22 protein-coding genes are annotated in these 23,677 nt (G+C 61.4%); 12 read left to right on the top strand and 10 right to left on the bottom strand.

The window, feature by feature from the left end:
• Nucleotides 1-168: 168 nt before the first annotated feature.
• From IV098_RS02180 to IV098_RS02165, 4 genes are all read left to right on the top strand, one after another.
• A complete protein-coding gene (locus tag IV098_RS02180; protein WP_367114168.1) occupies nucleotides 169-891 on the top strand; it encodes an ABC transporter ATP-binding protein in 723 nt (240 codons plus the stop codon).
• A 16-nt stretch (nucleotides 892-907) separates the two neighbouring features.
• On the top strand, nucleotides 908-3,277 hold the full coding sequence (locus IV098_RS02175; protein ID WP_296885993.1) for an ABC transporter permease: 2,370 nt from the start codon (nucleotides 908-910) through the stop codon (nucleotides 3,275-3,277).
• Nucleotides 3,278-3,292: 15 nt separating this feature from the next.
• Nucleotides 3,293-4,486 carry an HlyD family efflux transporter periplasmic adaptor subunit gene (locus tag IV098_RS02170; RefSeq protein WP_296885991.1) on the top strand — a complete coding sequence of 398 codons (1,194 nt, stop codon included), beginning with the start codon at nucleotides 3,293-3,295 and terminating at the stop codon, nucleotides 4,484-4,486.
• 181 nt (nucleotides 4,487-4,667) lie between these two features.
• The gene (locus tag IV098_RS02165) at nucleotides 4,668-6,443 is read left to right on the top strand and encodes an AAA family ATPase (protein WP_296885989.1); all 1,776 of its coding nucleotides are present in this window, start codon (nucleotides 4,668-4,670) and stop codon (nucleotides 6,441-6,443) included.
• Between the two features lie 87 nt (nucleotides 6,444-6,530).
• Here the strand turns inward: IV098_RS02165 and IV098_RS02160 are convergent, their stop codons facing one another.
• Together IV098_RS02160 and IV098_RS02155 are read right to left on the bottom strand one after the other, a co-directional pair.
• Nucleotides 6,531-8,513 (bottom strand): UvrD-helicase domain-containing protein, encoded by a 1,983-nt coding sequence (locus IV098_RS02160; protein ID WP_296885987.1) that lies wholly within the window; start codon nucleotides 8,511-8,513, stop codon nucleotides 6,531-6,533.
• Nucleotides 8,510-8,902 (bottom strand): glutaredoxin, encoded by a 393-nt coding sequence (locus IV098_RS02155; RefSeq protein ID WP_296885985.1) that lies wholly within the window; start codon nucleotides 8,900-8,902, stop codon nucleotides 8,510-8,512. Before IV098_RS02155 ends, IV098_RS02160 begins: the two co-directional genes overlap by 4 nt.
• Nucleotides 8,903-9,002: 100 nt before the next feature.
• Here IV098_RS02155 and IV098_RS02150 point away from each other — a divergent pair, with 100 nt between their 5' ends.
• Entirely contained in the window at nucleotides 9,003-9,830 is an 828-nt protein-coding gene (locus tag IV098_RS02150; protein ID WP_296885984.1) for a symmetrical bis(5'-nucleosyl)-tetraphosphatase, read from the top strand.
• Here IV098_RS02150 and IV098_RS02145 read toward each other — a convergent pair.
• From IV098_RS02145 to IV098_RS02110, 8 genes are all read right to left on the bottom strand, one after another.
• Nucleotides 9,760-10,620 (bottom strand): 1-acyl-sn-glycerol-3-phosphate acyltransferase, encoded by an 861-nt coding sequence (locus IV098_RS02145; RefSeq protein ID WP_296885981.1) that lies wholly within the window; start codon nucleotides 10,618-10,620, stop codon nucleotides 9,760-9,762. The two genes, IV098_RS02150 and IV098_RS02145, sit on opposite strands and share 71 nt — an antisense overlap.
• A complete protein-coding gene (locus tag IV098_RS02140; RefSeq protein WP_296885980.1) occupies nucleotides 10,598-11,413 on the bottom strand; it encodes a GNAT family N-acetyltransferase in 816 nt (271 codons plus the stop codon). The genes IV098_RS02145 and IV098_RS02140 overlap by 23 nt, the downstream gene beginning before the upstream one ends.
• Before the next feature lie 94 nt (nucleotides 11,414-11,507).
• Complete coding sequence (locus IV098_RS02135) at nucleotides 11,508-11,972, bottom strand: glycine zipper 2TM domain-containing protein (protein ID WP_296885978.1); 465 nt, start codon at nucleotides 11,970-11,972, stop codon at nucleotides 11,508-11,510.
• Nucleotides 11,973-12,027: 55 nt separating this feature from the next.
• On the bottom strand, nucleotides 12,028-12,960 hold the full coding sequence (locus tag IV098_RS02130) for a carbohydrate kinase family protein (RefSeq protein WP_296885976.1): 933 nt from the start codon (nucleotides 12,958-12,960) through the stop codon (nucleotides 12,028-12,030).
• Between the two features lie 96 nt (nucleotides 12,961-13,056).
• Complete coding sequence (locus IV098_RS02125) at nucleotides 13,057-14,184, bottom strand: deoxyguanosinetriphosphate triphosphohydrolase (RefSeq protein ID WP_296885974.1); 1,128 nt, start codon at nucleotides 14,182-14,184, stop codon at nucleotides 13,057-13,059.
• 82 nt (nucleotides 14,185-14,266) lie between these two features.
• Entirely contained in the window at nucleotides 14,267-15,361 is a 1,095-nt protein-coding gene (gene aroB, locus IV098_RS02120; RefSeq protein ID WP_296885972.1) for a 3-dehydroquinate synthase, read from the bottom strand.
• A gap of 30 nt (nucleotides 15,362-15,391) precedes the next feature.
• Nucleotides 15,392-15,595 (bottom strand): hypothetical protein, encoded by a 204-nt coding sequence (locus tag IV098_RS02115; protein ID WP_296885970.1) that lies wholly within the window; start codon nucleotides 15,593-15,595, stop codon nucleotides 15,392-15,394.
• Nucleotides 15,596-15,671: 76 nt separating this feature from the next.
• Nucleotides 15,672-15,833 carry a hypothetical protein gene (locus IV098_RS02110; protein ID WP_296885968.1) on the bottom strand — a complete coding sequence of 54 codons (162 nt, stop codon included), beginning with the start codon at nucleotides 15,831-15,833 and terminating at the stop codon, nucleotides 15,672-15,674.
• Here IV098_RS02110 and IV098_RS02105 point away from each other — a divergent pair, their 5' ends adjacent.
• The 7 genes from IV098_RS02105 (at nucleotide 15,834) to IV098_RS02075 (ending at nucleotide 23,674) form a co-directional block, all read left to right on the top strand.
• Nucleotides 15,834-16,712 (top strand): glycosyltransferase family 4 protein, encoded by an 879-nt coding sequence (locus tag IV098_RS02105; protein ID WP_296885966.1) that lies wholly within the window; start codon nucleotides 15,834-15,836, stop codon nucleotides 16,710-16,712. It abuts the gene before it with no gap.
• Between the two features lie 7 nt (nucleotides 16,713-16,719).
• Nucleotides 16,720-18,033 carry a polysaccharide pyruvyl transferase family protein gene (locus tag IV098_RS02100; RefSeq protein WP_296885964.1) on the top strand — a complete coding sequence of 438 codons (1,314 nt, stop codon included), beginning with the start codon at nucleotides 16,720-16,722 and terminating at the stop codon, nucleotides 18,031-18,033.
• A 35-nt stretch (nucleotides 18,034-18,068) separates the two neighbouring features.
• Nucleotides 18,069-19,271 (top strand): hypothetical protein, encoded by a 1,203-nt coding sequence (locus IV098_RS02095; RefSeq protein WP_296885962.1) that lies wholly within the window; start codon nucleotides 18,069-18,071, stop codon nucleotides 19,269-19,271.
• Nucleotides 19,271-20,095, top strand: a complete 825-nt coding sequence (locus IV098_RS02090; protein WP_296885960.1) for a class I SAM-dependent methyltransferase — start codon at nucleotides 19,271-19,273, stop codon at nucleotides 20,093-20,095. The genes IV098_RS02095 and IV098_RS02090 overlap by 1 nt, the downstream gene beginning before the upstream one ends.
• 54 nt (nucleotides 20,096-20,149) lie before the next feature.
• Nucleotides 20,150-21,055, top strand: coding sequence for a hypothetical protein (locus IV098_RS02085; RefSeq protein WP_296885958.1), 906 nt, complete (start codon nucleotides 20,150-20,152; stop codon nucleotides 21,053-21,055).
• A gap of 67 nt (nucleotides 21,056-21,122) precedes the next feature.
• A complete protein-coding gene (locus IV098_RS02080; RefSeq protein WP_296885956.1) occupies nucleotides 21,123-22,601 on the top strand; it encodes a lipopolysaccharide biosynthesis protein in 1,479 nt (492 codons plus the stop codon).
• A complete protein-coding gene (locus IV098_RS02075; RefSeq protein ID WP_296885954.1) occupies nucleotides 22,598-23,674 on the top strand; it encodes a glycoside hydrolase family 99-like domain-containing protein in 1,077 nt (358 codons plus the stop codon). The genes IV098_RS02080 and IV098_RS02075 overlap by 4 nt, the downstream gene beginning before the upstream one ends.
• Nucleotides 23,675-23,677: the final 3 nt, after the last annotated feature.

Raw genomic sequence — 23,677 nt, 5'->3', positions numbered from 1 at the left:
ATCCGTCCGGGCGCGTCATGCAGGAATGAGAACAATTATCAATATTATATAATCGGATGTCAATGTATTCATTCCGGCTTGACTATCTCGCCCTGCCTGCAGGCGATTCCGCTGCAATCGCCGCACACTCGCTGGCCGCCCGGCAGCGGCCATGGCATCATGAAACGCATGCCCCCGGAACCTTCAAACACCGCTGTTTTTGTCGCCCACGGCCTCACCAAGATCTACCGCATGGGCGAGGTCGAGGTGCATGCGCTGCGCGGCATCGACCTCACCCTCAATCGTGGCGAACTGGTGGTGCTGCTCGGCCCCTCGGGCAGCGGCAAGTCCACCCTGCTCAACATTCTGGGCGGGCTCGACGCCCCCAGTGGCGGCGAAGTCTACTACCTCGACCACAAGCTCACCGGCGCGTCTGAATCCGAGCTCACCCGCTTCCGGCGCGAACATGTCGGCTTCGTGTTCCAGTTCTACAACCTGATTCCCAGCCTCACCGCGCGCGAAAACGTCGCCGCGGTGACCGAGATTTCGGCCGCGCCGATGCGCCCCGAAGACGCGCTGGCACTGGTTGGGCTGGGCAACCGGCTCGACCATTTTCCGGCGCAGCTGTCCGGCGGCGAGCAGCAACGGGTAGCGATCGCCCGCGCGGTCGCCAAGAATCCGGCGGTGCTGCTGTGCGACGAACCCACCGGCGCGCTCGATTCCGCCACCGGCGTAGTGGTGCTCGAAGTGCTGGAAAAGGTGAACCGCGAACTCGGTACGCTGACCGTGCTGATCACCCACAACGCCGGTATTGCCGCCATGGCCGACCGCGTGATCCGGCTGTCCGACGGCCAGATCGCCGAGATACAGAGCAACCCCACGAAGAAGGCAGCACGCGAGCTGTCCTGGTAAACCTTTCAGCCCAACCATGCGCGCCCTCGACCGCAAACTGTTCCGGGATCTGTGGCATCTGCGCGGCCAGGTGCTGGCGATCGCGGCAGTGATCATGGGCGGCGTCGCCACCATGGTGATGTCGCTCTCCACCTACGATTCGCTGGTCACCACGCGCGATCGTTTCTACAGCGAATACCGCTTTGCTGAGGTGTTCGCCAGCCTCAAGCGCGCGCCCGATCCCGTGGCCGAACGGCTGGCCGCGCTGCCCGGGGTGGAGCGCCTGGAAACGCGGGTGCGGGCCGGGGTGAAGCTCGAAGTGGCCGGGTTCAGCGACCCCATCACCGGCCTGCTGCTGTCGCTGCCGGATGTCGGTGCGCCGCAGCTCAATGCGCTGCACCTCAAGCGCGGGCGCTTGGTGCAGCCGTGGAGCACGGACGAGGTGGTGCTGTCTGACACCTTCGCCGATGCGCATCGCTTCCAGCCGGGCGATACGCTGGCCGCGATCATCAACGGCAAGCGCAAAACGCTCACGGTGGTGGGCGTCGCGGTGTCGCCCGAATATGTCTACCAGATCGCGCCCGGCGCCATGTTTCCCGATTTCAAGCGCTACGGGGTGTTGTGGATGGGGCGCAACGCGCTCGCCGCTGCCTACGACATGAAGGGCGGCTTCAACCAGGTCAGTCTGACGCTGGCGCGCGATGCGCACGAACAGGATGTGATCGACCGGGTGGATGCCATCCTCGCCCCCTACGGCGGCACCGGCGCGTATGGACGCCGCGACCAGTTCTCCAACCGCTTTCTGACCGAGGAATTGAAGCAGCTGCGAACCATGGCGACGGTGTTTCCCGCCATCTTTCTCGGCGTCGCCGCGTTTCTGCTCAACGTGGTGCTGAGCCGGCTGATTGCGCTGCAGCGCGAGCAAATCGCCACTCTCAAGGCCTTTGGCTACAGCTATCTGGCGATCGGCGTGCATTACGTCAAGCTGGTGCTGCTGATGGTGCTGCTGGGCGTGGCGGCCGGGATTGCGCTCGGCACCTGGTTCGGCCAGGGGCTGTCCCATGTCTACACCGAAACGACGTTCCGTTTTCCCTACCTCGATTTTCGCCTCAGTGCCGGCATCATCCTGATTGCGCTGGCGGTCAGCAGCCTGGCGGCGGTCAGCGGCACGCTGCTGTCCGTCGCCCGCGCGGTGCGCTTGCCACCGGCCGAGGGCATGCGCCCGGACATGCCGGAGACCTACCGCACCACGCTGATCGAGCGCATCGGCCTGCAGCGCTGGTTTTCCGCGCCGACGCGCATGATCCTGCGCCACATCGAACGGCGCCCGCTGAAGTCGCTGCTGACGGTGCTCGGCATCGCCTGTGCCTGCGGGCTGATGATGGTGGGCAATTACCAGAAGGGCGCGATCGACTTCATGGTCGACGTGCAGTTTCGCCAGGCTTCGCGCGAGGACCTCGGGCTCACCTTTATCGAGCCCACCTCCGGCCGCGCGCTGCACGAGCTGGCCGCGCTGCCGGGCGTCGATTTCGTGGAAGGCTTTCGCGACGTGCCGGCGATCCTGCGTTTCGGGCACTACCATTACCGGGCGGCGCTGTTTGGCATCCAGCCGCAAGGCCAGTTGCACCGCTCGCTCGACGCCCAGCTGAAACCCGTCGCGCTGAAGCCCGGCGGCGTGGTGCTGACCGATCACCTGGCCAACCGGATCCTGCACGTCAAACCCGGCGACATGCTGACGGTGGAAGTGCTGGAAGGCCGCCGCCCGCTGCTGCAGGTGCCGGTGCTGGGCATCACCCAACAGTATCTGGGAGTGTCGGCCTACATGCAGCAGGATTCGCTGAATGCCCTGATGCGCGAGGGCGGCACGGTGTCCGGCGCCTATCTGGCGGTGAAGCCGGGCACCGAAGCGGCACTCTACGCCCGCCTGCACGAACGCCCGCGCGTGCTCGGCATGGTCGCCAACGTCGCGGCGATCCAGAGCTTTTACGCCACCATCGGCGAGTTCATCCTGTTTTACAACCTGGTCGCCACCGTGCTCGCCGGCGCCATCGGTTTTGGCGTGGTCTACAACAGCGCGCGCATCGCCCTGTCCGAACGCGGGCGCGAGCTCGCCAGCCTGCGCGTGCTGGGCTTCACCCGCGGCGAGATCGCCTATATTCTGCTGGGAGAGTTGGCGCTGCTGACTTTGGCGGCGATCCCGGTCGGCTTCCTGGTCGGCGTCGGGCTGGTCGGCATCCTGGTAATCGCTTTCAGGAGCGAGCTTTACCGGCTGCCGCTGATCCTGACCCCGGAAAACTACGCCATGGGCGCGAGCGTCGTCATCGTTTCCGCGCTGCTGTCTGGCCTGCTGCTGTGGTTTCGGCTCGGCCGGCTGGATCTGGTAGCGGTACTCAAAACACGCGAATAAGGCAAACGACACACCATGCAACTACGCGCAAAAATCGGAATGCTGGCCACTGCGGCGCTGGTCGCAGCCGGACTCGTGCTGGGCTTCATGCCGCGCGCGTTGCCGGTGGACATCGCCACGGTGGCACGCGCGCCGCTCACGGTGACGGTGGAAGAAGAAGGCAAGACCCGCGTCAGAGAGCGTTATCTGGTGTCGGCGCCGGTGGCCGGCTACGTACGCCGCATCGACCTCAAAGCGGGCGACGCCGTCGCGGCCGGGCAGGTGCTGGCGATCATCGAACCCGCCCGCGCCGTCGCGCTCGATCCGCGCACGCGCGCGCAGGCGCAGGCGCAAGTGAGCGCCGCCGAGGCCGCCCTCGCCGTCGCCCAGGAAAACGCCCGTGCCGCGACAGCCGACGCGCAGCTGGCCCAGCAGCAACGCGTCCGCACCGAATCCCTGCGGCAATCGAATTTTCTCTCGGCGCAGGCACTCGACACGGCACGCAGCACAGAAGCCCGTGCCCAGGCCGCGCAGCAGGCCGCGACGCATGCAGTCAAGGTGGCGCGCTATCAACTGGAAACGGCACGCGCAGCCGTCATCAACACCACCGATCTGCAGAGCGGCGGAGCAACCGAAGCCCTGCAGGTGCGCGCACCGGTGGCCGCGCGCGTACTCAAGCTGCAGCACGAAAGCGAGGGCGCAGTCAGCGCTGGCCAGCCGCTGCTCGAGATCGGCAACCCCGCAACCCTGGAAGTCGAAGTGGACGTGCTGTCCACCCACGCAGTGAAAATCGCCCCCGGATCGAAAGTGATTCTGGATCGCTGGGGCGGCGACCAGCCGGTGCAAGGCAGCGTGCGCGTGGTGGAGCCCAGCGGCTTCACCAAGATTTCCGCGCTCGGTGTCGAAGAGCAGCGCGTGCATGTCATCGTCGACTTCGTTTCACCGCGCGAAGCCTGGCAGCGACTGGGCGACGGCTTTCGGGTGGAAGCGCGTTTTGTGTTGTGGGAAGGCCAGGACGTGTTGCAACTGCCGACCAGTGCACTGTTCCGTCACGGCGACGGCTGGGCCGTATTCGCGGTGAAAGGTGGCCGCGCCCGCCTGACCCTGATCGAGACGGGCCAGCGAGCCGGGCTGGCGACACAGGTGGTGTCCGGACTGGCGGCCGGTGCCGAGGTGGTCAGTCACCCGGACGATCTGCTCAGTGATGGCGCGCGGGTGAAGCCGCGCTAGTGTCGTGGATCAGAAATGGCTGCGCTCCGCGAAGGGCTTCACCGCAATTCCTTTGAACCCATAAATAATGCGGCCTGAGCGCTGCTACAGGCCGCTCCTCTGCCAAATTGGACGCACAAACTTGATGATCAAAAGCATCGAGTAAACTGGGCACAGTTCAATCGGGGATACCAAGTTCAAGATGGCGGAATTTTCTGACTTTTCAATTAAGGCCAAAAACTTCAAGTGCTTTGGCGAGAGCCCGCAAGGTTTCGATGCCATCACGCCGATGAATTTGATCATCGGACGGAACAACTCTGGAAAGTCTTCCCTCCTGGACATGATCGAGTACGCCACTATGGAAAAGATCAAGGTTCCTGAAAGTAAGTGGCATGCGCAACGCCAACCCGAGTTTCACTGCACTTCCAGCCTATTAGATGAGCATGTCAAACCCGTTTTCCCAGAAAACACGAGTGGAGGTGAAATACCTGGGCAAAGCCACTACGGCTTTGGCGTTACGCTTATCGGCTCACTTTTGGCTTGGAAACTTAATGCGCCGCAGGATCAGCGATTCGTGACGCTTGGCCCTAATCCAGATGGAAAATATCCATTTGATCGCGTTAAGCACGAAAAATCTAAAGCTGGATATCAGCAACAACTTGCTGCACGTCTTAAAACCCCGCTCGTTGGTAAAGAATTTCGACGCATATTCGCCGAGCGCAACTTAATGCCAGAATCATCTAGCATTTCAGGCCAACCAGAACTGAATTTGAATTTGGCAATCCATGGTGATGGCCGAGGTGGTACACACGTAATTCAAAGTTTCATCAACAAAGCCGAGCTTCCAAGCGAACTGGTCGAACGGACGATGCTGAGAGACCTAAATGACATTTTCGGCCCTGATGCGCACTTCAAGGATATTGTCTGTCAGCAACTTCAGGATGGAAGATGGGAAATCTATTTGGAAGAAGACCACAAAGGCCGGATTCCGCTTTCTCAGTCAGGCAGCGGCCTAAAAACGATCATCCTAGTCCTTGCAAATATCCATTTGCTGCCAGCCGTTGCCAAAAAAGACTTGTCGAATTTCGTTTTCGCATTCGAGGAACTGGAAAACAATCTGCATCCCTCACTATTGCGCCGACTTCTGACTTATTTGAGGAAGAAAGGCTTGGACCACGGCTGTACGTTCTTCCTGACGACGCACTCAAACGTTGCGATTGATCTTTTCAGCAAGGACGAAAACGCTCAAATCCTGCACGTGACGCATGACGGGAGGGAGGCTACCGTAAGAACGGTCACGACTTACATCGACAACAAAGGCATTCTCGATGACCTAGACGTACGGGCCAGCGATTTACTTCAATCGAATGGAATCATTTGGGTAGAGGGACCATCCGACAGGATTTACTTAAACCGTTGGATCAGCCTTTGGACTGATGACTCACTTGTGGAGGGAACTCACTATCAGTGTGTTTTTTATGGTGGCAGACTTCTTTCTCACCTGTCGAGTGAAGACCCAGACACTGTCGAAGAAGCGGTATCAATTTTACGTGTGAACAGAAATGCCGTCGTCTTGATGGATAGCGATAAACGAGACTCTGAGGCTGTGCTCAATGACACCAAGCACCGTGTAATTGATGAGGTTCAAGCAATGGGTGGGATGCCATGGGTGACACATGGGAAAGAGGTTGAAAATTACATTCCTGCTGAAGCGGTGGCTAATTTATTGAACACATCAAACCAAGTCGATCAAGTAGACCAATACCAAAACTTCTTTGATTATCTCGATACGCTTTTAGATGGTGCGGGTAAGCGCTACTTGTCGAAGAAGCCTCTATTGGCTGAGCAATTAGTCCCTCATATGACTCGTGACAATATGAGCAATGTTCTTGATCTTGAGGAACAATTGAACAACCTCTGCTCGATTATTCGCGGCTGGAATAGCATGGAGCAAGTTAACAGTCAGGCGACGCTTTGAATGACCCCTGGTTCTCTAGATGCTTCCAACCGGCTGCGTTGACTGACAACCGGACTGTCGCCCCCCGTCGTTCATGGGACTCCGGGTTTACCCCAGCATCGCCTTCAACGCCGCCAGCCGATCGCTGCCGCTGGCCTTGGCATCGGCCGTGGTGGGCTTCTCCGGCATCCGCACGTCGTCGCCCATTTCCTCGATAAAGCGTGACGGGTCACAGGCGACGGATTCGCGCGCGCGTTTGCGGCGCGAACAATAGGACAGCGTGAGCGACCTTTTTGCGCGGGTGACGCCGACATACATCAGCCGGCGTTCTTCTTCCAGCCGCCCTTCATCGACCGCGTCGCGGTGCGGCAGGATGTTTTCTTCGATGCCGACCAGGAAAACGTGGCCGAATTCCAGGCCTTTGGCAGCGTGCAGGGTGGACAAGCGCACGGCGTCGGGGGCTTCTTCTTCGCGGCCTTCGAGCAGGGTGATGAGCGCGATGGTTTGCGTCAGCTGCAGCAGGTTCTTGTCGTCTTCCTCGCCTTTCTTGGCGAACCAGGCGGCGAACTCCAGCACGTTGTTCCATTTGCCTTGCGCGACGCGGGTATCGTCCTGGTCGAAGATGTAGACCTCGTAGTCGATGAACTTCAGCAGGTCGTTCAGCACTTCGCCGGCCGGTTCGCGGGCGGCGCGTTCCTCGATGCGGTTGATGAACTGGCAGAACTCGACCAGCGGCGCCAGATGGCGCTCGCCGATCTGCGCCGCGGCAGCCGCCGAGAACACGGCCTCGAACAGGCTGACGTGCAAGGTGGCGGCGACCTGGCCGAGCTTCTCCAGCGTCGCCGTGCCGATGCCGCGCTTGGGCGTGGTGACGGCGCGGATGAAGGCCGGATCGTCGTCGCTGTTGGCGATCAGGCGCAGGTAGGCGATCACGTCCTTGATCTCGGTGCGGTCGAAGAACGACTGCCCGCCGGACAACTGGTACGGCACTTTCTCGTTGCGCAGCGCCTGCTCGAACACGCGCGCCTGGTAGTTGCCGCGATACAGGATGGCGTAGTCGCGCCACTCGGTGCGGTGCTGGAATTTGTGCGACAGCAGCCGCATCACCACCGATTCGGCTTCGTGCTCGTCGTCCTTGGTCGGCATGATCTGGATCGCGTCGCCGTGGCCGAGGTCGCTCCACAAGCGCTTTTCGAACAGCTTGGGATTATTGGAAATCAAGCTGTTGGCGGCTTTCAGGATGCGCACGGTCGAGCGGTAGTTCTGTTCCAGCTTGACCAGATGCAGATGCGGGTAATCCTCGCGCAGCTGCTTCAGGTTGTCGGCCGACGCGCCGCGCCAGCCATAAATGGCCTGGTCGTCGTCGCCCACCGCGGTGAACGCCGCGCGCACCCCGGTGAGCTTTTGCAGCAGGCGGTATTGCGCGACGTTGGTGTCCTGGTACTCGTCGACCAGGATGTGGCGCAGGCGGTTCTGCCATTTTTCGCGCAGCTCGGCGTGGGTATCGAGCAGCTCGGCAGGCAGGCGGATCAGGTCGTCGAAATCGACCGCCTGATAGGCGCGCAGAGTCGCATCGTAGCGGTCGTAAATCTTGGCGTAGACCCGCGCGTTGTCGTCTTCGGCGGTGGCGAGCGCGATGGCGGGCGACTTCAGTTCGTTCTTCCACAGCGAGATGCGGCTCACCGCGCGGCGGATTTCCTGCTTGTCGGTGGTCTTGATGATTTCCGACACAATGCCGGCCGCGTCGGCTGAATCGAGAATGGAAAACGCCGGCTTCAGCTCGGCGAATTTCGCGTCCTCGCGCAGCATGCGCAGGCCCATCGAGTGAAACGTGGTGACGATCAGACCCTTGGTGTTGACGCTCTGGGTGAGCTTGGCGGCGCGATCCGCCATCTCGCGCGCAGCCTTGTTGGTGAAGGTGATCGCGGCGATCGAGCTCGGCTTGTAGCCGCACTCGCCGATCAGGTAGGCGATCTTGTGGGTGATGACGCGGGTTTTGCCCGAGCCGGCGCCCGCCAGCACCAGCAAGGGGCCGTCGAGGTACTTCGCCGCTTCGCGCTGCGGCGGGTTCAATGCGGAAAGCAGGCTCATGCGGCGCCGAATTCGCGCGCGAGGTACGCGTTGATGTCGCCCGATTCGTACATCCAGGTTTGCTTGCCTTCGGCGTCGGTGATCAGCAGGCAGGGCACCTGCGCCTTGCCGCCGCCGGCGATCAGCGCCGCGCGATGCGCCGCGTCGTGCTGCGCGTCACGCAACTCGATATTGAGCGACAGGCGCCGCACTTCGCGGCGGGTTTTCAGGCAGAACGGGCAGGTGGCGTAGTGATAGAGCGCCAGATTGCGGGTACGCGCGTCGACCGCCTGCTGCGCGGCGGCAGGACGCACGATGCCTTTCGGACGGGTGAGCCAGAACCACGCCAGCATGAAGGGCGTGAGCACGAAACGCAGGGTTTTGCAAAACAGTCGGATCAGGGGTTTCATCGCAGGGGTGTCACGTGGAGGTCAGGCGGGAGCGCTATGATGTGGGCCCGGATGTTGCGTCCGGACCGAACCAAACAGCGCCTAAGAAACCGTATTTTATATGTCTACCTATGCCATTGGCGATCTTCAGGGTTGCCACGACTCCCTGCTGCGGCTGCTGGACAAAATCCAGTTCGACGCCCGAGCCGACCGGCTGTGGCTGGTCGGCGATCTGGTCAATCGCGGCCCGGATTCGCTGGGCGTGCTGCGCCTGCTCAAATCGCTGGGCGATGCCGCCATTTCGGTGCTGGGCAATCACGACCTGCACCTGCTGGCACTGGCCGAAGGCTATGGCCGCATCCACAAGAGCGACACCCTCGAAACGGTGCTGGCGGCGCCGGACCGCGACGAACTCATCCACTGGCTGCGGCATCAGCGGCTGGCCTGGCGCGAGGGCAATTATCTGATGGTGCATGCGGGCGTGCTGCCGGGCTGGACGGCGGACGACGCGATGCGTTATGCGCAGGAAGCGGAAGCAGTGCTGCAGGGCCCGGATTACCGGGCATTCTTCGAGCGCATGTACGGCAACACTCCGACCCTGTGGGACGAAAGCCTGAGCGGCATCGAACGCCTGCGCGGCATCGTCAACACCTTCACCCGGCTGCGCTACTGCTCGGCCGCAGGCGAAATCGAGTTCCAACACAAATGCGCGCCCGGCCTGCAGCCCCCAGGCTGGCTGCCCTGGTTTGAGGTGCCCGGACGCAAAAGCGCGGGCACCTGCTTCGTCATCGGCCACTGGTCGACGCTCGGCCTGATCAACCGGCAGGACTTGATCGCGCTGGATACCGGCTGCCTGTGGGGCAACCAGCTGACCGCCATCAGGCTGGAGGACCGCCGGGGATTCGCGGTGAAGTGCCCGCAGATTCGACGCCCAAAAGCCGCGCCGTAGCCGCTTCCGCCTGCGCCGCCAGTTCGCGCCGGTGGCCGTCCGGCACGATGGGGGCGCCGAACTGCAGTTCGGCGATGATGCCCGGCTCGCTGACGATCTGCATCAGGCTTTGCCACATGCTGATGTCGTCGATATAGGCGGGGGCCGCGCAGTATTCTCCAGTCAGGCTGCGATAGCGCAGGGCCGCCGGCACCACCGGGCAGTTGAGCTCGACCGCCGGTTGCAGCAGCGAGGGCAGAAAGCGCAGCAACCCGCGCCCGTCGCTGGTGGTGCCTTCGGGAAACACCGCCACCCAGGCGCCCGACTGCAGCAGCAGGCGCATCTCGGCGTTGATACGTTTGGTGTCGGCGCGACGGCCGCGTTCGATGAACAGGGTGCCGGTCTTGTGCGCCAGCCAGCCCGCCACCGGCCAGTTCCGCACTTCGGCCTTCGACACGAAATGCACCCGCCGGGCGGCATAGATCAGGTAAATATCCAGCCACGACACATGGTTGCACACCAGCAGCGCGCCCTTCGGCAGCGCAGGCGGAGGCCCGGCCTGCAGGCGAACGCCGAGCACGCGCAGCAGTTGCCGCGCCCACGCCATGATGATGCGGTCGCGCAGCGCCGTCCGGCACAGCGGAAAGACCAGTGCGGCCAGCGTCACCCCGAGGACGAGGTGCAGCAGCAGCAAGCTGGTGCGGATGACGCGACGAAGCGGCGCAGGCAGGTGGGCGAGGATCACCCGGTCATTGTAAGACGCGCCGCGCTGAATGCCTGCGTAAGGCTCACGCGCCGAAGCGGCGCGCATAGCTGCGGTTGAGCTGCGCCATCGGCAGCAACATCAGCAGGTCGGCGGTGTTGAAATCCGGATCCCACGCCGGCTCGCCGCACACCATGCCGCCCGAACGGGTGTAGCCCTTGATCAGCGGCGGCAGCGGTGCGATCCGGCCATCGTCGAGCGATTCGAGCGGCAGGCGGTCGCGCGGGGTGGCGCGCCATTCGAGTGGCGCCATGTGGGTTTCGCTGAGCTGGCGGTAGACGCTGGCCGCGACGTGGCCGCCATCCGCCATGCCGACGCTGGCGCAGCCGACGATGTATTCGCAGCCGTGATTCGCCATGTATTCGGCCAGACCCAGCCACAGGCGCGTGATGACGCCGCCGCTGCGATGATCGCGATGCACGCAGGAACGCCCCAGCTCGGCCATGCGCGGACGCAGATTGCGCAGACGGCTGAAGTCGAACTCCTGTTCGGAGTAATAGCTGCCGATCCGCTTGGCGGCGCCGGGCGGCAGGATGCGGTAGGTGCCGACCACCTCGCCGCTGGCCAGCTCACGCACCAGCAGGTGATCGCAGAAGGGGTCGTACAGGTCGATATCGTGGCCCGGCAACACGGTGGTCAGGCGCGCCCCCATTTCCCCGGCGAACACCTGGTAGCGCAGGCGCTGCGCTTCGCGGATTTCGCAATCGTCGACCGCCAGCGACACGTGATAACGGCCGGCCAGTTTGGTTTGGATCGCGGCTGATTGGGTCGCGCCGGTTTGAGTCGAACTGGTTTGGGTCGAACCGGATTGAGCGGACGACGGGTTGCAAACGTCGAGCATGGGGCACTCCTATCGATGGAATGCCGCCAGCTTAGAGAGACGGTATTAATCCGGCATGACGTTCAGATTGCGGAATGATGACGCGCTTATGCGCTCAATGTGACACGCGGGTGGTGCCTCCGCCCGACAGGACGCGCACCCGGTCGCCCACCCGGAAGCTTTCGTCCGCGGCCTGGGTGATCGCGATCAGGCGGCCTGAATCCAGCCTGACCGTGATTTCGACGCCCTTCTGGCGGGTGACGCCTTCCTCCACCGCCGCGCCGCCGACACCGCCCAGCACCGCGCCTACCGCCGTGGCCAGGGTGCTGCCGGTGCCGCTGCCGACGGTGCTGCCCGCCACGCCGCCGATCACGGCGCCCGCAGCAGCGCCGACTGGCGTTTTAGTGCCCTCGATGTTCACCTCGCGCACCGATTCCACCACGGCCATCTGCACCTCCTGCACGGCACGGGTCTGGTCGCGCGAATAGTCCTTGCCGCCGGTGCCGCTGGCGCAGCCGCCCAGCGCAAGCAGCGCTGCAGCGGCAAGGGTGAAGGCGAAACTTTGACGGGGGTTCAACATAAGACGACTCCTGGCTGAAGGGAATGATGAATAGGCTGCGTCAGGCCGGCAAAGTTCAGAGCGACTTGCCGAAAGCCTGCTGCAAACGGGCGGCGATCGCTTCGCGGCTCGGCTGGTGATTCTGTCCGCCGCGGTGCTCGATCTTGATGGCGCCCATCACGCTGGCCAGCTGGCCGCTGGTTTCCCAGTCGAACCCCTGCGCGATGCCGTAGAGCAGACCTGCGCGGAAGGCGTCGCCACAGCCGGTGGGGTCGAGCACCTGCGCAGCCTGCACCACCGGAATCTCGATCACGCGGCCATCCACATACAGGTGCGAGCCGGCTTCGCCACGCGTGATGACCAGGCATTTCACCTTGGCCGCCAGCGCCTCGACCGTGAGTTCGGTGCGCGCCAACAGCAGCTCGGCTTCGTAATCGTTGAGGGTGACGTAGTCCGCCAGCTCGACCATCTCCAGCAGTTCGGCGCCACTGAACAGCGGCATGCCCTGACCGGGATCGAACACGAAGGGAACGCCCGCTGCGTGGAACTGGCGACAGTGGTTGAGCATGCCGTCGCGGCCGTCGGGCGAGACGATGCCGAGGCCGATTTCGCCCACTTTGGACGCGTCGTTCTGGTGCGAGTAGTTCATCGCGCCGGGGTGAAAGGCGGTGATCTGGTTGTCCGCCAGATCGGTGGTGATGAAGGCCTGCGCGGTATAGCTGCCCGGCAGCTGGCGGATGGCTTCGCGCGTGATGCCCTGCTGGTCGAGACGATCGGCATAGATGCCGAAATCGTCGCCCACCGTCGCCATGATCACCGGCTCGCCGCCCAGCAACTTGAGGTTGTAGGCGATGTTGCCGGCGCAACCGCCGTACTCGCGGCGCATTTCGGGCACCAGGAACGACACGTTCAGCATGTGGATCTTGTCGGGCAGGATGTGGTTCTTGAAATGATCCTGGAACACCATGATCGAGTCGAAGGCGAGGGAACCGCAAATGAGGGTGCGCATGGGGAGGCCGGAGGGGAAACGAAAGCGGCGATTATACGCAGACAGGCGCTGCGGGCCGGTTACGGACGTTTGGTTGGCCAGACGGCTGGCGCGGACTCAGCTGTAAATTTCTTCCACCGCAAAAATGCGCCGGTGCTCGCGCATGGCGTAGCGGTCGGTCATGCCGGCGATGTAGTCGGCGACCGCGCGCGCGCCTTCGAGCGACTCGCGCGCCTGATGTTCGGGCGGCAGCAGGCGGGCATCGCCGATGAACGCGGTATAGAGATCGCTGATGATGCGCTGCGCCTTGGCGCTCATGCGCGCGACCTTGTAATGGCGGTACAGGTGGCGGTGCAAAAACCGTTTCAGTTCGCGGTGTTCGTCCAGCAGCGCCTCGCTGAACGCCGCCAGCGGCGGCGCGGCGCGCACGTCGGCAATGCTGGCGACGGCGCTGGCTTCGATATTGGCGCGAGTGGTGGCCACCAGGTCGACGATCAGCGCATTGATGATGCGGCGCACGGTCTCGGTCACGACACGACGGCCATTGAGTTCGGGATAGCGGGCTTTCACTTCGTCGTGATGGCGGGCGAACAGGCGCACCTCCATCAACTGCTCGATCTGAATGAGCCCGGAACGCAGGCCGTCGTCGACGTCGTGATTGTTATAGGCGATTTCGTCGGCCAGATTGGTGATCTGCGCCTCCAGCGAGGGCTGGGTTTTGGCCAGGAAGCGTTCGCCCACCGCGCCGAGCTTTTCGGCGTTGCCGAGCGCACAGTGTTTGAGGATGCCCTCGCGCGCCTCGAAGGTGAGGTTGAGACCGTCGAACTCGGCGTAACGCTCCTCCAGCAGATCGACCACACGCAGCGATTGCAGGTTGTGCTCGAAGCCGCCGTGTTCCTTCATGCAGGCGTTGAGCGCATCCTGACCGGCGTGGCCAAACGGGGTATGGCCAAGGTCGTGCGCCAGCGCAACGGCTTCGACCAGGTCTTCGTTGAGCCCCAGCAGCCGGGCGATGGTGCGGCCGATCTGCGCGACTTCGAGGCTGTGGGTAAGACGGGTGCGGAACAGGTCGCCTTCATGATTGACGAACACCTGGGTCTTGTATTCCAGCCGCCGGAACCCGGTGGAATGGATGATGCGGTCGCGGTCGCGCTGGTATTCGGAGCGCGGATGCGCCGGCGCTTCGGCATGGGCACGTCCGCGGGTCTGGCTGGAATGCGCGGCGTAAGGGGCGAGTTCGATCATGGGTGGAATCGGTTCAGTGACAAAACAGTCGGCCCCAGTGTGCGGCACGCCGGGGCGGGCCGCAACTGCCCGATCCGCGCAATCAGTCACCGGTGGGGGCGACACACGCCGCCAATGTGGCGCGCAAGGTCGCTTCCGGCATGTCGCCCGTCACCACCGCCTCGCCCAGGCGTTTCAGCAGCACAAAGCGCAGCTTGCCGGACTCGACCTTCTTATCGTGCCCCATGTAATCCAGCCAGGTGTCCACGCCCAGATCGGGTGCCACGTCGGGCAGGCCGGCGGCACGGATCAGGGCACGGCTGCGCGCGACGTCCGCGTCGCTCAGCCAGCCCATGCGGCGCGAAGCCTCCGCCGCCATCACCATACCCGCGCCCACGGCTTCGCCATGCAGCCAGTTGCCGTAGCCCATACCGGTTTCAATCGCGTGGCCAAAAGTGTGGCCGAGGTTGAGGATGGCGCGGATGCCGCCTTCGCGCTCGTCCTGGCTCACCACCTGTGCCTTGATTTCGCACGAACGGTGGATGGCGTGGGCGATCGCTGCCGCGTCCAGCGCACGCAGCTTGTCCATGTTGGCTTCGAGCCAGCCGAGGAATTCGACGTCCCAGATCAGGCCGTATTTGATGATCTCGGCGAGGCCGGCCGACACTTCGCGCGCGGGCAGCGTCTTCAGCGTATCGGTATCCGCCAGCACCACCTGCGGCTGATAGAACGCGCCGATCATGTTCTTGCCGAGCGGATGGTTGATGCCGGTCTTGCCGCCCACCGACGAATCGACCTGCGACAGCAGCGTGGTCGGAATCTGGATGAACGGCATGCCGCGCTGGTAACACGCCGCCGCAAACCCGGTCATGTCGCCGATCACGCCACCGCCCAGCGCGATCAGGGTGGTCTTGCGCTCGGCGCGCGCGCCCAGCAGGGCATCGAAAATCAGGTTCAGGGTTTCCCAGGTCTTGTAGGCTTCGCCGTCGGGCAGCACGATCGGCATCACCGCCACACCGGCCGCCTGCAAGGACGCGCTCAGCCGCTCCAGATACAGCGGCGCAACCGTGGTGTTGGTGACCACCGCCACGCGCTTTTGCGCCAGATGCGGCAGGATCAGCTCGGACCGATCCAGCAGGCTGGTACCGATGTGGATGGGGTAGGAGCGGTCGCCGAGGTCGACGGTGAGGGTTTGCATGGTTCGCAAAGCAGCTAACAAAGGGATGGCTCATTGTAACCAATGCAGGAAACGCGACGCGCTCCGATCAACCAGGGTGAGCACGCCCACCAACTCGACGAAGGCAGCAGGAATATCCGATCCGCTTGTCCAGGCGGCGCCAACACGTATCATCGGGTTTCTCCCTAATCGTGATCCGGATTTTTGCTGATCCAGATGCAAGTTCATCATCAACCCACGCCACGCAATGGCCATTCAAGCTGATCGCATCCTGCTGGTTTCGCCCGCCTCACCGTTTGATCCGCAATCGGGCGCGCAGCAACGTACCGCTTTACTGCATCAGGCCCTGCAGAGGCTGGGTGAAGTAGATACGGTTTTGATCGAACCCGGCGCGGGCCCAAGCCGTCTGGAACCAGCCAAACCCGGTGTCTTGGCGCATGGCGTTTGGCATCAACGCCCGCTCGGCATCGGCAAGTTCAAGCCCGATCGTCACTTGCAGCAAGCCCTCCTGAGTGCTGGCGTAGATCTTGGACAGTATCGACTCATTGTCAGCCGCTATCTCAATCCCATTTGCAAACTGACCATTCCACGCGGGACACGCACCGTGGTCGATCTCGACGACTGGGGTTATCACTACGCGCCGGGGGCGATGGCGATGGCCGCCCGTCTCAAATCAACCTACGCCGCCCAACTGGCAAAGCGCCAGCTCAAACGATTTGACGCCTTTTTTTTCGTCAGCCCGCGCGACCAGGCGTGCCATCTCGACCTGCCATCGGTGCTGTTGCCCAACATCCCATTCAACCCACCCGCTGCGCCTTTTCCGCAAACCGACAACCCCACCCTGCTGTTCGTCGGTTCGCTCTGGTATCCGCCCAACCGCGAGGGCATCGACCGCTTTCTTGCTCACAGCTGGCCCGCCATCAAGGCGGCCCAGCCGCAGGCCCATTTGTTGTTGGTCGGCGCTGCTCCGCCTGCGCTACGACAAGCTTGGGAGCAGCATCCAGATGTGTCCGCCCCGGGCTTTGTCGACAATCTTGATGAGGCCTACCGCAACGCGGCGTTCACCATCGCCCCGATCCATTCCGGCGGCGGCACCAATATCAAGATTCTGGAATCGCTCGCCTATGGCCGCGCGTGCGTGACCACCCCGCACTGCGCCGACGCCTTCAGCATCGGTCTCGGCAACGCGGGCTTGGCCATCGCCCTGGACGACGCCCTGTTTGCCGAACACTGTATCGCCTGGATGACGCACCCGAACCACCATCACAGTGCAGCGGGAAAAGGGCTAACTAGACTGAGGAGTCATTACACACGCGCTTTGTTTGATGAACGGGTGGCACAACTGTGCGCGCTCCCAGCTCGTACCTGCTGATCACACCATGAGACTCAAACAAGTACTGATTGACCAAGCCATCATTGCCCGCAATTTCTTCGAGGTCAGCCTGCCGCTGTACCAATTGCGCACTCGCCCCCCGGCCGCGCCGCCGCAAGCCGTTTCCCGCTTTCTCATCATCCCGGGTGACGCCAGCAATCCGTCCGGTTCTCTGGGTGACATGGCCATGTACTGCGCCTTGCTGCGAGCACTGCGCGCACTCCACCCCAATGCCTCGTTCACCATCGTTGGCACGCACGATCACCGCATTGACGTTCCGGGAATCGGCGAAATACCGGTGGCAGCTGCCTGGATCGGCCGGGAAGGCAGCGTCGCATTCGACGCTCTGATACGCCAGCATCATGCGTTGTTCGTCATGGGTGCCGATATCCTCGACGGAAAATACGGTGCGGCGCTGGTTCAGCGCATCGTGGCTTACTGTAACCACAGCGTCCGTCTCGGCATACCTGCCACCACCTTGGGCTTCAGCTTTAACCGCAACCCGCGGTGGCCAACCCTGCACGCCCTGTCGCGATTGCACCCCAAGGTGACGGTCAATGTACGCGACCAGCCTTCGCTCACTCGCTTCACGCAGATGACCGGCACTTCGGCCACCCTGTGCGCGGATGTCGCTTTCCTCATGCCGCCGGCCAGCGAGCCTGAACCTGAGGCAGAAGCCTGGATCGCCGCCATGCGCGCTGCCGGCCGTAACCCGGTTGGCGTCAATCTGAATGCCCACGCTCTGGCACCGACACTTACAGAAATCGGCACCGATGCCCTGATCACCCATCTGGCCGAGCAACTCCATACGGCAGGCGAGACCCATCAATTGGCATTCTTGCTGATTCCGCACGACCTCAAGCTGCAAGCAGGCGACGTGGCCATGCTTCAGGCAATCGAAATGCAGCTACACCAAAACGGATTTCCGCACGTTCGCTATACCCCGATTCACCGTTCCGACCGCATCAAGCGGGTGGTGGGGCAGCTGGATCTCGTCATCACCGGCCGTATGCACCTGGCCATCGCCTCGCTCGGCTGCGGCACCCCCATCCTGTCGATCACCTATCAGGACAAGTTCGAGGGACTATATGAGCATGTCGACCTGCCCCTCGAACACACCCTGCTCCCCCTGGACTGTCTAGGCAACGCGTTGTCGATCAAGATCGGCCATGCCTTCCGGCAAAGGCAGGCCAATCGCGAGCGCATTCGCGCCAGGCTGCCCCAGGTTCAGACACTGTCGGCGCGCAATCTGGTCATTGCCGGCAGCGATGCTCGGCATGCCGAAATCGGCTCAGTGGCCCCTGTCACAAGCAAATCATGATGGCTATGCAGAATCAATAAAGGGAGAGTCTGAAGATGTTGATTCGCAATATTCAAGAAATGCATGAAGGCAACCAGTATCGCGTGCAGGCTGACGTGACATTGGAGTCCCGACCACTGCAGGAAACCATTTTCATCTCCGTACCGGCCAAACAGGCCGGCTGGATTCGCCCTGACCCCAATGCCTTCATGGTAGGAACCGCCATGGCCGCCATGTGGAACGGCGAGACCCGGATGGAAATCGACGGTGGCGTGGACCCGCAACTTAAATCCCGGCTCACCATCGCCATGCGGCTACTGAAGCGTTGGCATCAAAGTCCGCTACAACCCGTTAAGATCGTGGCACCTGCAGCGGTGCACCCCTTGCCGGACCCGTCCAAAGCCAGCACCGCGCTATTCCTGTCTGGTGGCGTAGACTCATTGTCGGCCCTGTACTGGAATGCCACGCAATACCCGATGGGCGACCCGCGGAGGGTAAGCGTCGCTTTCTTCGTCCATGGCCTCGACGTCGGCGACCCCAACAAACCGAATCGGCTCGATGTATGGAACCTCGGCATCGAAAAGCTTTCTGTCCTGTGTCAGGAACTGGGGGTAGAACTGGTCACGGTCAAAGTCAACTTGAGGAATCTGGCCATGAGCTGGCGGCTCTATGGCGGGTGGCAACACGCTTCCCTGCTGGCGGCCATCGCCCACGCTGCGAGTTCGCGCATTTACCGGTGCATCATCGCCCCAGACTATTCAGTGGAACACATCCCTCATCCCCATGGTTCGCATCCTTGGCTGAACAGCTATTTTGGTGCGGACTTTCTTGAGATCATCGCTGGTGACATGGAACAGTTCAGCCGCGTGGAAAAAGTACGCTTCCTGTCCACCCAACCCGGCGTATTGAACGCCCTAAGGGTGTGCTGGGACTCAGCTGCCATCCCGGAAGGCCATCTAAATTGCGGGCGCTGTTTGAAATGCGTTCGCACCATGCTCGCGTTCATGGCTTGTGGCCAGCTCGCCCAGACCACCGCTTTCCCCAGCAATGACATATCCCCCCAATTGCTGAAAGCCATCCCCATCAAGACGTATGCCGAACTGGAGCTCTATCGTGAAGTGCTGGCACCACTTGAAGCGATGGGACGCCAGGACTTGACGGCGATCATCAAGCACAAAGTCTGGCTGTTCCGGGCCGAGCACAAGCTGAGGCTCAATTACTTGCGGCCTATCGTCAAAAAAATACTGGGAAGAAACTAGTGCCCGCAAGAGAAAAGGATGAGTGCCGCATTTGTCACTCCCAAACCAGCACCCTGTTCAACGCCACCCTGCTCAACAAATACGCGGCGAACTTCCACTATTGTGTTGAGTGTGACCACATCTTTGTCGACCAGCCAACATGGCTGGATGAGGCTTATTCGGATGCCATCGTGCGGTCGGACACGGATATTGCGGTGCGGAATATTTTCACTGCATTGCGGCTTGCCGCAATCAACTATCTGGTGCTGGAGGAGAGAGGGAACGGTCAATACGTTGACGTGGCGGGTGGATATGGCTTGTTGACGCGGCTGATGCGGGATCTTGGATTCGATTACTACTGGTCCGACCCCTATGCGCTCAACCTGTTTGCCCGGGGGTTTGAGGCCGCTACGCGGCAGGGCGCCTGCGTTGCCATCAGTGCCGTCGAAGTGCTGGAACACACGACTGATCCGCTCGATTTTATTCGACAAAGTCTGCTCGAATATCAGTCGGACACCCTGCTTTTCACAACGGAAGTCTTCCCCGACAATACCCCGCCCGCGCCCGATCAATGGGGCTATTATTCTTTCGACACAGGGCAGCATATTGCCTTTTTCTCGCGCAAGGGCTTATCGCTTCTGGCCAGCAAGCTGGGCTTGCACTACTACCCTCTAGGCCGGATACACGTTTTCTCGAAGCAAGCCTTGCCCACCTGGAAACTCAAGCTGGCCAGCAACAAATTGCTGGTGGTTCCCATCGCGCTATTTGCGGCCTTTCGCCTGGGCTCCCGGCGCAGCAAAGACCAGACCCTCATTCGCAAGCGGTCCCTCCCCCCGCAGGCATGATATTTGCTGAGTCGAAGTACTGATGCCACGCCCCCACCCCACTGAGCCGTTTGCATGCCCGTTTCGTTCACCCACATCATCAACCCTTTTGTCTGCGAGCCGAACACCAAACATGGCATCGCCAGCCGCATCACCTATGCCAGCCTGGGCATTGCTTACGAGCGCGCCCGACAAGCCGGCGTCAAGGTTGAAATCAACGCGGTGATCCTGCCAGGGGAGGAGGCCGCCATCGCAGCTCCGGCGAAGTTCGGCGGCCATTTGCACCAAACCGTACAGGATATCCGCGCGCTGCACCCCTGGCGACCGTTCCCTTTGATTGCCGACATCCTCAAGGCAGGTTCGACATCAGGCACCAGCAGTCACCTGATTTATACCAACATGGATATCGTGCTTCAGCCCGATTTTTATGCCCAGTTGCGCACGCTGATCGAAGAACGATTCGACAGCGAAACGCCTTTCATCATCTACAGGCGAAACATCCCGGGACACTACACCGGAATTGACCAGCTTCCAGACATGTATGATGAGCCGGGTGACGTCGCCTACGGTTTCGATTGTTTCGTGTTCCCCATGGCTTACGTTTCACAACTGGATTTGGGGCGCTGCTGCATCGGCGCCGCACATTTCGATTACCTGATGTTCATGGCGCTGGATGCAGCCAGCGGATTTCGCATGCAACGCGTAAATGACATACCGCTCACGTTCCATATCGGCAACGATATTTCCTGGAGCGGACAAATCGACTACATCGAACATAATCTCGCCGAATCCATGACAGCCATCCAACGCATGCGGCAACGCTACGCCGTGCCTGAAAACAGCCAGTTCGACCGGCTCGATCGCAATCACTTTCGCCCCAATGCCCGCATCGACAGTCTGATTCTGCGAAAACTGAAGCGGCTACCGGGTATTGCGCAACTGACTGTGCCGATCAAGCGCTGGATGGGGAGAAGCCATTGACCCACCCGAAGCGCGTACTGCATTCCGTAGCGAAGCCCACAGAAAGCCAACCCATGCGAAGCAAACCATGAGTCTTGGAAACTCGATCCGCCACGGCGCCAAGTGGGTATTTATCGGCAATACCGGCAGCCAGATCATCAATTTTGCACTGGGATTGATTCTTGCGCGTCTGATGATGCCTGCCGAATTCGGCACGGTTGCGACCATTCTGATCTTCACCAATCTCGCGGGCTTTGTGGCTGGCGGCGGCATGGGGCAAGCCCTGGTCCGTGCCAAAGAAGCCAGCAAGCGCGATTACGATTTGTTGTTTACGGTGCAATTTCTGATCGGACTGGTGATCGTCGGGTTCTTCTTTGCCATCGCGCCCTGGTTTGGTCGCTGGTACGCCAACCCGGAATATGCCGACCTGCTGCGGGTTGCCGCGCTGTCCTTTCTGGTTCGGCCGTTTGTCAACGTACCCAGCAACATGCTGCACCGGGACATGCGCTTCAAGGCTAAAACCGCGACCCAGCTGACCGGTCTGGTGGTGTACAACAGCATTGCCCTGAGCCTGGCTTATCTGGGCTACGGTCCATGGAGCTTGATCCTGGCTGGGCTTTTCAGCGCAATCACGGGGGCGCTGCAGTTTGCCTGGTATGCGCGCTGGCTCCCGGGAATCAACTTTGATTTTGCACGCGCTCGCGATCTGATGCGCTATGGCCTGCTGGCCACCTCGAACAATGTGGTCGGCTACATCCAGGGGCAGGTGGCGACGTTTGTGTTGTCGCGCACCGGCGATGCCGCCGCGGTAGGCTTATTCAACAAGGCCAGAAGTCTGGCCTACATGCCTTTCAACATGGTGAGCGGATCGGCATACGAGCCGGTTTTCCGGGCCATTGCGCAATCGGCCGACAACCCCGATCGTGTCCGTTACCTCTACCTGCAAAGCATCCAGCTCGGATGTCTGTACACCTACCCGATTTACATTCTGCTGTTCTGGCTGGCACCCGAAGCCATCCGGTTTTTCTACGGCGCAAACTGGCTCCCTTCCGCCGAACCCCTGTCCATTCTTGTTTTTGCCGGTTTTTTCATGTCGATCGGTCATCCTGCAGGCGCGTTGCTGGCTGCCCTGAATCTGCTGGGCAAAGAACTGGTGATGCAGGTGATCAACCTGGTCATTTTGATTCTGGGTATGCTCATCGCCACCCCCTATGGCATCAACGGGGCCGCCTGGGTGCTGGTAGCCTCGCAGTTCTTTGGCATGATTTACATTACGACCATTGCCTGCCGAGCCACCCGGATCGGATGGCTGGATATCGCGAAGGCGGTGATGCCGGCGGCGGCTCATGCGGCCGGACTGCTCGCCGCGCTGGTGCTGCTCGGCGAACTAGCCGGCCGCTTCATCAACGGAGACTTCCTGACACTGGCCTTTTATGGCACAGCTGCCGGGCTGATCGTGATTCTGAGCGGCCTGTATTCACCCTTTGAAGCCATGCGGCACGAAAGCCGAAAAATGCTGGGCCTGCTCTGGGGCCGCCTCACGTTCGCAGGAAACAAAAAAACATGACCAACCCAATTTCGACCATCGCTTTTTATCTGCCGCAGTTCCATCCCATCCCGGAAAATGATATCTGGTGGGGTAAGGGATTCACTGAATGGACCAACACGGCCAAAGCCAAACCCCTGTTCAAGGGCCACGAGCAACCGCATGTACCTGCCGACTTGGGATTTTACGACCTGCGCTGCGCCGAGAGCCGTCAGGCTCAGGCCAGCCTGGCCAAGGAATATGGCATTACGGGTTTCTGTTATTACCACTACTGGTTCGGCGGGAAGCGTCTTCTGGAGCGTCCGTTTAACGAAGTGATCGACTCCAGACAGCCCGACATGCCGTTCTGCCTGTGCTGGGCCAACCAGACCTGGACCGGCATCTGGCACGGGGCGCCCAACAAAGTCCTGATCGAGCAGACCTATCCGGGCGAAGCCGACTACCGCGCGCACTTCGACGCACTGCTTCCCGCTTTTTCCGATCCGCGCTATATCCGGGTGCAGGGCAAACCCCTGTTCGTGGTGTATCGCCCCACCGAGCTGCCCGATGCCCAAGCATTCATCCGGCTGTGGACCGAGTGGGCGCAAGCTGCGGGCTTGCCCGGCTTTTATTTCGTCGGCATCAACCACAACGACCAATGGAAACCGCAAGCAGACGGTTTTGACGCCGCCATATTGCAAAAGCTGCCCCCCAAAAAACCCAATGTGACGTGGCGACACCCGCTGCTCAAAATCGGCCAGATGCGGCACAAATATGAACTGACCATCCATCAGTACGCCGACATTTATCCCACCCTCACCCGCAAGGAACAGCCCGGTTACGTCGAGTTTCCCTGCGCCATTCCCAACTGGGACAACACCCCGCGCTCACGCCTCAATGGCCTGATCATGCAAAACTCAACGCCGGCATTGTTCGCCCAGCATTTCGACGCTTGCTTGCGCAATGCCCAGCGCCTGCCGGCAGACCAGCAAATTGTGTTCATCAAGTCGTGGAACGAATGGGCCGAAGGCAATCACCTGGAACCCGACCTCCAGTATGGTCACGCCTATCTGGAAGTCGTCAAAAACCGGCTGACTCAACTCGATAACGCCTGATCC

Origin of the sequence: Thiobacillus sp. (assembly GCF_018780105.1) — a bacterium.
Lineage (GTDB): Bacteria > Pseudomonadota > Gammaproteobacteria > Burkholderiales > Thiobacillaceae > Thiobacillus.
The sequence above is the reverse complement of the archived record's forward strand: the minus strand, read 5'-3'. Positions and strand labels throughout refer to the sequence as shown.

Bases quoted from the DNA above. Each gene is read 5' to 3' on its own strand.
- IV098_RS02180 (WP_367114168.1), top strand. From the start codon at position 169: ATGCCCCCGGAACCTTCAAACACCGCTGTTTTTGTCGCCCACGGCCTC.
- IV098_RS02175 (WP_296885993.1), top strand. From the start codon at position 908: ATGCGCGCCCTCGACCGCAAACTGTTCCGGGATCTGTGGCATCTGCGC.
- IV098_RS02170 (WP_296885991.1), top strand. From the start codon at position 3,293: ATGCAACTACGCGCAAAAATCGGAATGCTGGCCACTGCGGCGCTGGTC.
- IV098_RS02165 (WP_296885989.1), top strand. From the start codon at position 4,668: ATGGCGGAATTTTCTGACTTTTCAATTAAGGCCAAAAACTTCAAGTGC.
- IV098_RS02160 (WP_296885987.1), bottom strand. From the start codon at position 8,513: ATGAGCCTGCTTTCCGCATTGAACCCGCCGCAGCGCGAAGCGGCGAAG.
- IV098_RS02155 (WP_296885985.1), bottom strand. From the start codon at position 8,902: ATGAAACCCCTGATCCGACTGTTTTGCAAAACCCTGCGTTTCGTGCTC.
- IV098_RS02150 (WP_296885984.1), top strand. From the start codon at position 9,003: ATGTCTACCTATGCCATTGGCGATCTTCAGGGTTGCCACGACTCCCTG.
- IV098_RS02145 (WP_296885981.1), bottom strand. From the start codon at position 10,620: ATGCGCGCCGCTTCGGCGCGTGAGCCTTACGCAGGCATTCAGCGCGGC.
- IV098_RS02140 (WP_296885980.1), bottom strand. From the start codon at position 11,413: ATGCTCGACGTTTGCAACCCGTCGTCCGCTCAATCCGGTTCGACCCAA.
- IV098_RS02135 (WP_296885978.1), bottom strand. From the start codon at position 11,972: ATGTTGAACCCCCGTCAAAGTTTCGCCTTCACCCTTGCCGCTGCAGCG.
- IV098_RS02130 (WP_296885976.1), bottom strand. From the start codon at position 12,960: ATGCGCACCCTCATTTGCGGTTCCCTCGCCTTCGACTCGATCATGGTG.
- IV098_RS02125 (WP_296885974.1), bottom strand. From the start codon at position 14,184: ATGATCGAACTCGCCCCTTACGCCGCGCATTCCAGCCAGACCCGCGGA.
- aroB (WP_296885972.1), bottom strand. From the start codon at position 15,361: ATGCAAACCCTCACCGTCGACCTCGGCGACCGCTCCTACCCCATCCAC.
- IV098_RS02115 (WP_296885970.1), bottom strand. From the start codon at position 15,595: ATGGCCATTGCGTGGCGTGGGTTGATGATGAACTTGCATCTGGATCAG.
- IV098_RS02100 (WP_296885964.1), top strand. From the start codon at position 16,720: ATGAGACTCAAACAAGTACTGATTGACCAAGCCATCATTGCCCGCAAT.
- IV098_RS02095 (WP_296885962.1), top strand. From the start codon at position 18,069: ATGTTGATTCGCAATATTCAAGAAATGCATGAAGGCAACCAGTATCGC.
- IV098_RS02085 (WP_296885958.1), top strand. From the start codon at position 20,150: ATGCCCGTTTCGTTCACCCACATCATCAACCCTTTTGTCTGCGAGCCG.
- IV098_RS02080 (WP_296885956.1), top strand. From the start codon at position 21,123: ATGAGTCTTGGAAACTCGATCCGCCACGGCGCCAAGTGGGTATTTATC.
- IV098_RS02075 (WP_296885954.1), top strand. From the start codon at position 22,598: ATGACCAACCCAATTTCGACCATCGCTTTTTATCTGCCGCAGTTCCAT.